General features: G+C 77.1%; 10 protein-coding genes. 7 read left to right on the top strand and 3 right to left on the bottom strand.

Annotation, left to right across the window (positions count from 1 at the left end; translation table 11 throughout):
• Positions 1–201 precede the first annotated feature (201 nt).
• The 4 genes from ACZ4VF_RS15755 to ACZ4VF_RS15740 are packed head-to-tail and all read left to right on the top strand — an operon-like array spanning position 202 to position 5,793.
• Positions 202–1,998, top strand: a complete 1,797-nt coding sequence (locus ACZ4VF_RS15755) for a polyprenyl synthetase family protein (RefSeq protein WP_467926362.1) — start codon at positions 202–204, stop codon at positions 1,996–1,998.
• Positions 1,995–3,764, top strand: a complete 1,770-nt coding sequence (gene crtI, locus ACZ4VF_RS15750; RefSeq protein ID WP_467926361.1) for a phytoene desaturase family protein — start codon at positions 1,995–1,997, stop codon at positions 3,762–3,764. The genes ACZ4VF_RS15755 and crtI overlap by 4 nt, the downstream gene beginning before the upstream one ends.
• Positions 3,761–4,792 carry a phytoene/squalene synthase family protein gene (locus tag ACZ4VF_RS15745; RefSeq protein ID WP_467926360.1) on the top strand — a complete coding sequence of 344 codons (1,032 nt, stop codon included), beginning with the start codon at positions 3,761–3,763 and terminating at the stop codon, positions 4,790–4,792. Before crtI ends, ACZ4VF_RS15745 begins: the two co-directional genes overlap by 4 nt.
• Positions 4,789–5,793, top strand: coding sequence for a DUF5914 domain-containing protein (locus ACZ4VF_RS15740; protein WP_467926358.1), 1,005 nt, complete (start codon positions 4,789–4,791; stop codon positions 5,791–5,793). Before ACZ4VF_RS15745 ends, ACZ4VF_RS15740 begins: the two co-directional genes overlap by 4 nt.
• A gap of 42 nt (positions 5,794–5,835) precedes the next feature.
• On the opposite strand, the gene ACZ4VF_RS15735 is transcribed toward ACZ4VF_RS15740, so the two are convergent.
• Entirely contained in the window at positions 5,836–6,096 is a 261-nt protein-coding gene (locus ACZ4VF_RS15735) for a WhiB family transcriptional regulator (protein WP_467926357.1), read from the bottom strand.
• 308 nt (positions 6,097–6,404) lie between these two features.
• Between ACZ4VF_RS15735 and ACZ4VF_RS15730 the strand changes: the two genes are divergently transcribed.
• Positions 6,405–7,778, top strand: coding sequence for a cryptochrome/photolyase family protein (locus ACZ4VF_RS15730; protein WP_467926356.1), 1,374 nt, complete (start codon positions 6,405–6,407; stop codon positions 7,776–7,778).
• Between the two features lie 5 nt (positions 7,779–7,783).
• Positions 7,784–9,292 carry a cryptochrome/photolyase family protein gene (locus tag ACZ4VF_RS15725; protein ID WP_467926354.1) on the top strand — a complete coding sequence of 503 codons (1,509 nt, stop codon included), beginning with the start codon at positions 7,784–7,786 and terminating at the stop codon, positions 9,290–9,292.
• Between the two features lie 36 nt (positions 9,293–9,328).
• On the opposite strand, the gene ACZ4VF_RS15720 is transcribed toward ACZ4VF_RS15725, so the two are convergent.
• Complete coding sequence (locus tag ACZ4VF_RS15720; RefSeq protein WP_467926586.1) at positions 9,329–10,267, bottom strand: cobalamin-dependent protein; 939 nt, start codon at positions 10,265–10,267, stop codon at positions 9,329–9,331.
• Positions 10,268–10,396: 129 nt separating this feature from the next.
• Positions 10,397–10,984, bottom strand: coding sequence for an RNA polymerase sigma factor (locus ACZ4VF_RS15715; protein WP_467926353.1), 588 nt, complete (start codon positions 10,982–10,984; stop codon positions 10,397–10,399).
• A 259-nt stretch (positions 10,985–11,243) separates the two neighbouring features.
• Between ACZ4VF_RS15715 and ACZ4VF_RS15710 the strand changes: the two genes are divergently transcribed.
• Positions 11,244–11,645, top strand: coding sequence for a DUF6153 family protein (locus ACZ4VF_RS15710; RefSeq protein WP_467926352.1), 402 nt, complete (start codon positions 11,244–11,246; stop codon positions 11,643–11,645).
• Positions 11,646–11,723: the final 78 nt, after the last annotated feature.

The following is an 11,723-nucleotide window of genomic DNA, read 5'->3' as shown; positions in this document are numbered from 1 at the left end:
TCTTCCGCAGTCTTTACCCCGGCGGATGCAGGGCACCCCCTGACGGCGAGCGGCCGGACGCCGGGTGCAGCACGGTGGAGAGGGCGGATCCCCGGTGGCCCCCGCGATCGAGTGGGGCGTTCGCGCATCCGTCCGTGGCACCCGGACGGAAGCAGTCGGGTGACGGGAACGACGGACACGGAGACGACGGAGGGAACCGGGATGCGTCCCACCCAGGCGAAGGACCACCCCGCGGCCTCGCCGCCGCGGCCGGTCGCGGCGGTGCCCGGCGCGGCGTTTCCGCGCGGGCCCGTGACCGGCGGCGGGGAGGGACGGGACGGCACGGAGGCGCGCTGCGTGACGGGCGGGCCGCTGCCGGACCGGGCCGAGGAGGTGCGGCGGATCGACGCCGACGTGCCCGGCGCCGTCGGCCGGATCCTCGACGAGGTGCGGCGGATCGACGCGCCCGTGACCGGGGGCGGCGGGGGAGAGGGCGGCATGGAGGCGCGCTGCGTGACGGGCGGGCCGCTGCCGGACCGGGCCGAGGAGGTGCGGCGGATCGACGCGCCCGTGTCCGGGGGCGGCGGGGGAGAGGGCGGCATGGAGGCGCGCTGCGTGACGGGCGGGCCGCTGCCGGACCGGGCCGAGGAGGTGCGGCGGATCGACGCCGACGTGCCCGGTGCCGTCGGCCGGATCCTCGACGAGGTGCGGCGGATCGACGCGCCCGTGTCCGGGGGCGGCGGGGGAGAGGACGGCACGGAGGCGCGCTGCGTGACGGGCGGGCCGCTGCCGGTCCGGCCCGACGAGGTGCGGCGGATCGACGCCGACGTGCCCGGTGCCGTCGGCCGGATCCTCGACGAGGTGCTGCGGGAGCGCCTGCGCCGCGCACGGCTGGCGGATCCCGTGTTCGCGGAGGACGTGGCCGAACGGGTGGCGCGCTTCACCCTCCAGGGTGGCAAACGCACCCGCGCGCGGCTGGTCTGGTGGGCCACGCGGGCCTGCGCCGGCCCGGACCCCGCCGCCGCGGCGGCGGCCCTGCGGATCGCGGGCGCCCTGGAACTGCTCCAGACGTGCGCGCTCGTCCAGGACGACGTGATGGACCGGGCCGTCCTGCGCCGGGGCCGCCCCACGCTGCACACGGACCTGACCGCCGGGTACGCCGACCGGACGGGGCCCGAGCGGGCCCGGAGGTTCGGGCAGTCGGCGGCGGTGCTCGCCGGGGACCTGGCGCTCGCCTGGGCCGACGACCTGGTGGCTGAGACACCGCTGGCGGCATGGACCGGGGTGGTGGTGCGGCGGCTGTGGAGCGACATGCGCACGGAGATGGTGGCGGGCCAGTACCTGGACGTGCAGGGCCAGGTCACCGCGGCCTGGTCCCTGCCCCGCGTGCTGCGCGCCGCCCGCCTGAAGAGCGCCCTGTACTCGGTCGAGCGGCCCCTCGCCCTGGGAGCCGCCGTGGCCGGCGCGGACGATGCGACGCTGCGCCGGCTGTGCGACGCCGGACGCTGCGTGGGCCTGGCCTTCCAGTTGCGCGACGACCTGGACGACGTCTTCGGTGACCCGGAGGAGACCGGCAAGGCGCCCGGCGGCGACATCCGCGAGGGCAAGCCCACCTACCTGGCCGCGGTCGCCCGCGCGCGGGCCGAGACCGCCGGCGACAGTGCCGTGCTCGCCGTGCTGGACCGGCGGCTCGGTGACGCGGCGCTCACCGGGCGCGCGCTGGACGAGGTGCGGGAGGTGCTGGTCGCGACGGGTGCCCGCGCCACCGTGGAGGCCAAGATCGACCGGCTTGCCGCGCAGGGACTGCGGCACTTCGACGGCGCGGCCCTCGACCCGGAGGGCGCCGGTCCGCTGCGCGCCCTCCTGCTCGCGACGGCCGGGGCGCGATCGGGCGGGGCGCGGCCGGGCGGGGCGCGGCCGGGCGGGGGACGGCCGGGCGCGGAGGCCGCCGTGAGCCCGGGGCCGGTACCCGATCCGTACGCCGCACCGGCCCGCGGCGGCGCGGGAGGAGGCCGGTGACCCGCGCCCTGCCCGGCCCCACGGACCACGTGGTGGTGGTCGGCGCCGGACTCGCCGGACTGTCGGCGGCGTTGCACCTGCTGGGCGCCGGACGCCGGGTCACCGTCGTGGAGCGGGACGAGCTGCCCGGCGGCCGCGCCGGGCGCGCCGACCTGGCCGGGTACCGGATCGACACCGGGCCCACCGTGCTGACCATGCCCGACCTCGCCGAGGAGGCGTTCGCCGCCGTCGGCGACAGCCTGTACGACCGGGTCGACCTGATCCCCCTGCACCCGGCCTACCGGGCCTGTTTCGCGGACGGCAGCAGCCTCGACGTGCACACCGGCGCGGACGCGATGGCCGCGGAGGTGGAGCGGTTCGCCGGGCCGGCCGAGGCGGCGGGCTACCGGCGGCTGCGCGACTGGCTCCAGCGCCTGTACCGGGCCCAGATGCGCCGGTTCGTCGACGCCAACTTCGACTCGCCGCTCGGCCTGCTCAACGCCGACCTCGCCCGGCTGGCCGCCCTCGGCGGCTTCGGCCGCCTCGACGCACGCATCGGCCGGTTCCTCGGCGACGAGCGGCTGCGCCGGGTGTTCTCCTTCCAGGCCCTGTACGCGGGCGTGCCCCCGGCGCGGGCGCTGGCCGCCTACGCGGTCATCGCCTACATGGACACGGTGGCGGGCGTGTACTTCCCCCGGGGCGGCATGCACGCCCTGCCGCGGGCGATGGCGGACGCCGCCGCCGCGGCCGGCGCCGATCTGCGGTTCGGGCAGCGGGTGACCCGCCTGGAGCGGTCGGGCGAGCGCGTGACGGCCGTCGTCACGGACGCCGACCGCATCCCCTGCGACGCGGTCGTCCTCACCCCGGACCTGCCCGTCGCCTACCGGCTGCTCGGCCGCCGGCCCCGCCGGCCGCTCCGGCTGCGCCACTCGCCCTCCGCGGTCGTGCTGCACGCCGGCACGGACCGCACGTGGCCGCGGCTCGCCCACCACACGATCTCCTTCGGCGCGGCGTGGCACTCCACCTTCGACGAACTCACCCGCGCCGGGCGGCTGATGAGCGACCCGTCCCTGCTCGTCACCCGCCCCACCGCCACCGACCCCGCTCTGGCGCCGCCCGGCCGCCACCTGCACTACATCCTCGCCCCCTGCCCCAACACCGACATCGGCCCGGACGCGGCGGCCTGGTCCGACCTCGGCCCGCGCTACCGGGACGCGCTGCTGCGGGAGCTGGAGCGGCGCGGGCTGGACGGCCTCGGAGCCGCCATCGAGCAGGAGTGCCTGGTCACCCCGGCGGACTGGCACGCCCAGGGACACGCCGCCGGGACCCCCTTCTCGGCCGCCCACACCTTCGCGCAGACCGGGCCGTTCCGGCCGCGCAACCTGGTGCGCGGCACGCAGAACGCGGTCCTGGCCGGCTGCGGCACCACACCGGGTGTCGGCGTGCCGACCGTGCTGTTGTCGGGGAAGCTGGCCGCCGCCCGCGTCACGGGGCCGCCCGGGCGGGACAGCGCCCGCGCACGCTCCTCCGCCCCCGTCGGACGGACCCGCGCCGCGGCTCCCCCCACCTCCCAGGCTCCCTCCCCGGCTCCGCGCGCGCTCCGGGCCGCCGGGCCGGAGCCGTCGGCCGGACCGCGCGCGCACGGGGCACCGCGCACCCGTGCCGGCGCCGCACAGGAGCCGCCGGCCGGCCCGCCGGAATCCCCGGCCGCCGCGAGGCGGACCGCGGCGCCACAGCACCCGCCGGCCGGCCCCACGACCCCCGCGACCGAAGGCAGGGCAGGATGACCGTTCGAGAACTGGACGCGGCGGGGATCACCGATCCGGCGCTGCGCGCGGCCTACCGCCACTGCCGCGACCTCAACGCCCGGCACGGCAGGACCTACTTCCTCGCCACACGGCTGCTGCCCGTCGAGCGCCGGCCCGCCGTGCACGCGCTGTACGGATTCGCCCGCTGGGCCGACGACATCGTCGACTCCCTCGCCCCCGGCGCCGGAACGGAGGCGCGGGCGCGGGCACTGACCCGGCTCCAGGCGGAGATGGAGGAGGGACTGCGGCGGGGCGGGGCCGCGGAACCCGTCGTCCACGCCCTCGCCGACACCGCCCGCCGCTACGCCATCCACCACGCCCACTTCCGGGACTTCATGACCGCGATGCGCTCCGACCTCAGCGTGAGGGCCTACCCCACCTACGCCGAGCTGGACGCGTACATGCACGGCTCGGCCGCGGTGATCGGCCTCCAGATGCTGCCGGTGCTGGGCACGGTGGTGCCGCGGGAGGAGGCCGAGCCGTACGCCGCGGCGCTCGGCGTCGCCTTCCAGCTGAGCAACTTCCTGCGGGACGTCGGCGAGGACCTCGACCGCGGGCGCGTCTACCTGCCCGCCGACCTGCTCGGCGGCCACGGCGTCGACCGGGAGCTGTTGCTCTGGAGCCGTACGACGGGCCGCCCGGACCCCCGGATCACCGCCGCGCTCCGGGAGTTCGAGGCACTGACCCGTGGCGTGTACCGGGAGGCGGTGCCCGGGATCGAACTGCTCGAACCGGTGGCGCGGCCCTGCATCCGCACCGCGGCCGTCCTGTACGGCGGCATCCTCGACGCCGTCGCCCGCGACGGCTGGTCCGTGCTGCACCGGCGGTCGGTGGTACGGCGACGGCGCAGGGCCGTCGTCGCCGCCGACGGGCTGGTCCGGGTGGCGGCGGCACGGCTGCGTGCGCGGACCGGACCCGCACACCGGCCGCCCGCCCGCGCCGGCGCCCGGTCCGTGGCCGCGTTCTCACCGGCGGGGGCCGTCCGCTCACCCGAGGAGGTGGCGTGAACCGCCGTCGTCTGCCGCTGTCGCTGCGCCGGCACGCCGTGCCCTGGGAGAACCAGCGGCCCGCCTGGCGCGAGGCACGGCCCGCGGTGATCGCCGCGGCACTGAAACGGGCGCAGGCCCGCCCGTCCGGGAACTGGTACGTCGTCGGCGCCTCCCGCGCCCTGCGCGGCGACGGCAAGCTGGCACTGACCGTGGCGGGGCAGGAGGTGGTGGTCTGGCGGGGTCCCGGCGGCCGCCTCGTCGGCGGACCGGGCGTCTGCCCGCACCTGGGGGCGCCGCTGCGGGACAGTCCGGTGCGCTGCGGCACGCTGGTGTGCCACTGGCACGGCCTGGCCCTGGACGGCACCCCGTACGCGGGCTGGTCGCCGCTGCCCGTGCACGACGACGGGGTACTGGTGTGGGTGCGGCTGGACGCGGTGGGCGGCGAGGAGCCGCTGGAGGCACCGGTCGTACCGCGGCGGCCCGGGCCCGCGCGCGCCCTGACGGCCGTCTACACCGGAGTGGGCGGCTGCGAGCCGGAAGACGTGGTGGCCAACCGGCTCGATCCGTGGCACGGAGCGTGGTTCCACCCGTACTCCTTCGTCGACCTGACGGTCGTGGACGTACCCGGCCCCGACGGCGCGGAGGACGGGAGCCGGGACGCCCTGACCGTCGACGTGTCGTTCAAGGTGGCGGGCCGGCTGGTGGTGCCGGTCCGCGCCGTCTTCACCGCGCCCGAGCCCCGTACGGTCGTCATGCGCATCGTCGCGGGCGAGGGTGTGGGCTCCGTCGTGGAGACCCATGCGACACCGCTGGGTGCGGACCGGACGGGCCGACCGCGGACCGCCGTCGTCGAGGCGGTGGTGGCGGCCTCGCACCGTCCCGGCTTCGCCGCCGCCCGCCGGGCCGCACCGCTGCTGCGTCCCCTGATGAGAGCCGCGGCCGGACGGCTGTGGCGGGACGACCTGGCCTATGCCGAGCGGCGCTGGCAGCTGCGGTCCACGGGCCGCTTCCCCGGCTGAAAGGGGAACGGGCGCTCCCGCGGCCGTCCTCGCACCGGGTGTTCACCGGTCCAGGACGGCACGGCGGATGGCCCTGCGCTGGCTCGCGGTCGTGTCGCCCCAGACACCGTCCGCCTCGCCGTGGCGGACGGCCCAGTCACGGCAGGCGACCAGCACGGAACACCGTCGGCACACCGCGCGGGCAGGTGCCGTCGCGGCGTCCGTCTCCGTGACGGGGAAGAACAGCTCAGGGTCCTCGCCGGCGCACAGCGCCCGCACGCGCCAGTCGGGTTCGGGAAGGGGGGACGCCGGTGAACGCGTCATGTCGCACCTCCGCGGGCGGACAGGGCATCGGTGTCACCGCGGCAGGAGAACCGCGGTGCCGGCAGAGGCGGACGCCATGCTAACGCCGTACGGCCGAACATCGCCATAGCCGACTTTCACGGATATACCGGTCGCGATCGGGAGGCTGTCCGGGACCGAACGCGACCGCCCCGCCCGGGAGCCCGGGCCACCGGACGCGGAGGCGCCCGCACCCGATCGGGGGACTGCCGGCGCCACACCGCATCCGTCACCGGCGGGCGGGGCGAATCCATCCGAGAGTGACCCCACCGGAAGCGGAAGTGAGCCCCATGCAGACCTCGGTCGTCGTCTTCACCTGCGATCTGCGCCTGTCGGACCATCCTCCGCTGCGCGCGGCCCTGCACGGGGGAGGCCGGGTGGTACCGCTGTTCGTGCGCGACCCCGCCGTGGACGGAGCCGGTTTCGCCGCGCCGAACCGGCTGGCGTTCCTCGCCGACTGCCTGCGAAGCCTGGACGCCCGGCTGCGCGAGCGGGGCGGCCGGCTGGTGCTGCGCGAGGGCGACACGGTCACGGAGGTGTGCCGGGTGGCCGCCGAGACGGACGCCGACGAGGTGCACGTCGCGGGCGACGTCAGCGCCTTCGCGCACGCGCGCGAACGACGGCTGCGGCGGGCCCTGGAGGCCGACGGGCGGCGCCTGTACGTCCACGAGACGGTGAGCACCGCCGTGGCGCCGGGCGCGGTGACACCGGCCTCCTCCGACCACTTCGCGGTGTTCACCCCCTACTACCGCTGCTGGTCCGCCCAGGGCACACGGGCCGTCCTGGACGCGCCGCGGACGATCACCGTGCCGGAGGAGGCGGCCTCCGCCCCGCTGCCGGAGCGCGGCGAGGTGAGCGGTGTGTCGCCGGGGCTGTGCGCGGGCGGCGAGGCGGAGGGCCGGCGCCTGCTCACCGCGTGGCTGCGGTCCGGCGTGCACGCCTACGGGGAACGGCACGACGACCTGGCGGGCGACGCCACCTCCCGGCTCTCTCCCCACCTGCACTTCGGCACGGTGTCACCGGTGGAGGTGGTGCACCGGGCCCGCAGGGCCGGCGGCGCGGGCGCGGAGGCGTTCGTACGGCAGGTCGCCTGGCGCGACTTCAACCGGCAGCTGCTGGCCGCACGCCCCGACGCCGCCGCACACGACTACCGCACCCAACGCGACCGGTGGCGCCGCGGCACGGACGCGGAGGCGGACACCGAGGCGTGGCGGGAGGGCCGTACCGGCTACCCGGTGGTGGACGCGGCGATGCGGCAGCTGCGCCACGAGGGCTGGATGCACAACCGGGGCCGGCTGCTGGCGGCCAGCTTCCTCAGCAAGACGCTGTACGTCGACTGGCGGGTGGGCGCCCGGCACTTCCTCGACCTGCTGGTCGACGGCGACATGGCCAACAACCAGATGAACTGGCAGTGGATGGCCGGCACGGGCACCGACACCCGGCCCTACCGCGTGCTCAACCCCGTCACCCAGGGCAAGCGGTACGACCCGGACGGGACGTACGTGCGGCGCTGGGTGGAGGAACTGGCGGACGTGGCGGGCGGGGCCGTGCACGAACCCTGGAAGCTTCCGGCGCCGGTGCGCTCCGGCACCGGATATCCCGAGCCGATCGTGACCCTGGCCGAGGGCCTGGACCGCTTCAGACGCGCCCGGGGACGGATGTGACGCCCATGCCCACCGCACACTGGATCTTCGGTGACCAGCTCGGCCCGCACTTCCTCGCCCCGGCCGGCGAGGGCGGCCCCGACCCGGGGGCGCCCGTGGTGATGGTCGAGGCCAGGTCCGTCTTCCGGCGGCGCCGCTTCCACCGTGCCAAGGCGCACCTGGTGCTGTCCGCGATGCGGCACCGCGCGGCGGAACTGGGCGAGCGCGTCACCTACGTGCGGGCCGACACCTACCGGGAGGGCCTGCGCCGCGCGGTCGGCGGCGCGCCGGTCACGGTGTGCCACCCCACCTCGTACGCGGCGCTCCGGCTGGTGCGGTCCCTTCCGGCGGTCCGGGTGCTGCCCGCCCGGGGCTTCCTGGTGACGCACGCGGAGTTCGCCGGCTGGGCCGGGGGACGCGGCGGACGGCGGCTGCTCCAAGAGGACTTCTACCACTGGGTGCGCCGGGAGCACGACCTGCTGATGGAGGCCGGTCACCCGGCCGGCGGCCGGTTCAACCACGACCACGCCAACCGCGAGCCCCCGCCGGCCGGCGCCCCGGAGCTGGACGTGCCGGCACCGTACCGGCCGCGGGAGGACGACATCGACGCCGGCGTGCGCGACGACCTCGACCGGTGGGAACGCGAGGACGGGGTGCGGTTCGTCGGCAGGGACGGGCCCCGCCGCTTCCCCGCGACCCGGCGGGAGGCCCTGTCGGCCCTGCGCCGGTTCACGGAGCACCGGCTGGCGTCCTTCGGGCCGTACGAGGACGCGATGCTCGCCGGTGACCCGGTGATGAGCCACAGCCTGCTGTCCTCCTCGCTGAACCTGGGACTGCTGCACCCGGCGGAGTGTGTGGAGCGGGCCGAGCGCGCGTGGCGGGCGGGTGCAGTGCCGGTGAACAGCGCGGAGGGCTTCGTGCGGCAGGTCGCGGGGTGGCGGGAGTACGTGTGGCATCTGTACTGGCACTTCGGCGAGACCTACCGGCAGGGCAACGCGCTCGGGCACACGGAGGGCCTGCCCGAGTACTTCGCCGAGCTGGACGCGGACGCCGTCACGGCCCGCTGCCTGGCCACCGTGCTCGCCCAGGTGCGCGACACGGGGTGGACGCACCACATCCCCCGCCTGATGGTGCTGGGCAGCCACGCGCTGCAGCGCGGCTGGGACCCGGCCGCGGTGACCGACTGGTTCCACCGTTGCTTCGTCGACGGCTACGACTGGGTGATGGTCCCGAACGTCGTCGGCATGTCCCAGTACGCCGACGGCGGCCGGACGGTCACCAAGCCCTACACGTCGGGCGGCGCCTACATCCACCGCATGAGCGACCTGTGCGAGGGCTGCGCCTACCGGCCCTCCGACCGCACCGGCCCGCGTGCCTGCCCGTACACCGCCGGGTACTGGACCTTCCTGCACCTGCACCGGCGGCTGCTGGCCGGGAACGCCCGCATGCGGCGCGCGGTACAGGGTCTGGACCGGCTCGGCGACCTCGACGAGGTGCTGCGGCAGGAGCGGCGGCGCGCACGGGGGACGCCGTGAAGGGGCGGTGCGGGGGAGGCCGGGGGCGGCCCCTGCTCACCCCGCCGTGCAGAGCGCGCGCAACGCCTCCACCGCCTGCGCCAGCCCGGTCGGCCTGAGCACGCCGGCGGGCTGGGACCGGCTCCAGCCGGGGCCGCCCAGCAGCACAGCCGGACCGCGCCGCGTCCCCTTCATGCCCCAGCGCAGGCCGGCGACGTGCCGGGCCAGGGCGGGGGCCGCGCGGGCGCTCTCCTGGGCCCACAGCACGACCGCGGCCGGGCCGAGCCGGCGCACCGCCGCGTCCAGCGCCTCGACGGGCAACGCGGCTCCCATCATGCGCACCGGCACCCCTTCCCGCGCGAGCGCCGCGTGCAGGGCCTCCAGGGGCAGGGTGTGCTGTTCGCCGGGGACGCACGCCAGCAGGACACAGCCGGTCCCCGGGGGAGCGACGGGCGGAGCGGGCGGTGTGCTGCGGCGCAGCACGGTGGAGACGTGCCAGGCGAGCAGGTGCTCCACCTCCACGTACTGGTCGTCGGAGGAGGCCCAGCGGCGCCCCACGGCGTGCAGGGTGGGGACCATCACCTCCTGCCAGGCCACCACGAGGCCGTAGCGTTCGACGGCGGCGACGAGCTGCTTCTCCAGCGCCGGGGCGTCCAGTCGTACGGCGGCGCGCGCCAGGCCGCGGCACTCCAGACGCACGTCACCGAGGGGCAGCGCGCCGGCGGCCCGCGACCGTCCCGCCGGAGCCGGAGCCGGAGCCGGAGCCGGAGCCGGAGCCGGGGGCGGCGCGGCGGTGGCGGCTTCCGCCGCGACGGGCGGCCCCGCGGGGGGCGTACGGGCTGCGCGGGCCGCGTCCGCCGGCGGGATGCCGGTCGCCGTCAGCCGGCACATCTCCTCGACCGTCGCCACGTCCGCCGCGGTCCAGCGGCGGTGCCCGCCCCCGGTGCGTGCGGCCGGCCCGATGCCGTACCGGCGGTCCCATGAGCGCAGGGTCATCGGCGACACGCCGAGGCGGCGGGCCAGCACGCCGGTGGTCAGTCCGGCGCCGGCCGGTACGGCGGACGGCCCGGGGGCCGGCTGCGCGGCGGAGTTCACGGCGGTCACGTCCTCTTCCGTCAAGTGCGGTCACTCCGTGGCATCGGTGTCCAGGCTCCGCCCCAGACGCAGCAGGCCGCGCCGGGTGTGGCTTTTGACCGTACCCAGCGGCCAGCCGGTGACGCGGGCGATCTGGGTCTGGGTCAGGTCGCCGTAGAAGGCCAGGCACAGCACCCGCCGCTGCGCCTCGGGCAGGCGACGCAGTTCCCGGGTCACGTGGACGCGGTCCAGCACCGCGTCCTGCGCGTACGGCGCCTCCGGTGAGGAGGGCGACTGGCGCGCCGCCGCGGCGGCGACGTCCGTGCGCCGGGTGCGGGCGGACAGAGCGTCGGCGATCTTGCGCCGGGCGATGCCCACGAGCCAGGCCGGCAGCGGTCCACGGCCCGGACGGTAGCCCTGGCGTCCGCGCCAGGCCGCGAGGAACACCGTCTGGGTGACGTCCTCCGCCTCCGCGCCGTCGCCCAGGGACTGGCGCGCCAGGGACAGGACGAGCGGGGCCCAGCGGCGGTAGACCGCCTCCACGCCGTCCTCGTCACCGGCCGCGAAACGCGAGGCCAGCTCGTCCTCCTGACACGCCACGGGCACGGGCTCGGATGCGGTCACAGCGAGTGCGGTCATGGCCTGCTCCCTTGTCCGGGGTGGCTCCCCGTCTGACCACCACGGTCCGTCCGGCGCCACGGCGTCGGCAACTCGCATCGAGTCTGCATCGAATATCCGGACCGCGCGGATCGCGCGCGGCTGATCCCACCCGGCGCCGGAGGACGAACCCGCGCCGAGGCCCCGGGCGGCGGTCGCCACCAGCCGCGACCGCCGGGGCTGTTCCCGCTCCGGTGCGCCCCGCGCGGCGGCCTGCCCCCGCCCCCGTACGATGTCCCCGATGACCGGCATCCGAGCGCACACCCCGCGACCGCCACGGCGGCGGCACCGCGCGCTGCTCGTGCTGGCCGTGCTGGCCGGGCTGCTCGGCATGCACGCCCTCGCTCCCGGCGGGGGCATGGGACACGCCGGTCACCCCCGGGCCGCGCACGGCGCGGTCGCCGTCACCGCGCCGGACGACTGTCCGGGCGGGGCCGGCCACTGCGGCGGACACCGGCTGCACCACGCCGACCCCAGCTGCGCCTCGGGCGCGCCCGACGCCGGTCCGCAGCTGCCCGCGCCGGCTCCCGGCCCGGTGACCGCTGCCGCGCCGGCCCCCTGCCCGCGCTCCGGTCCCGCCACGGCACCGGACAGCGCCCGCGCCCCGCCCGACCTCGCCGAACTCCAACTCCTGCGGATCTAGAGGCCGCCCCGGCCGCACGCCCCGCCATGCGCGGAACGCCCTGCCATGCGCGGTGCGGCGGTCGTGCTCACGCGTGCC

This window comes from Streptomyces sp. NPDC029151 (assembly GCF_055564315.1).
The sequence above is the reverse complement of the archived record's forward strand: the minus strand, read 5'-3'. Positions and strand labels throughout refer to the sequence as shown.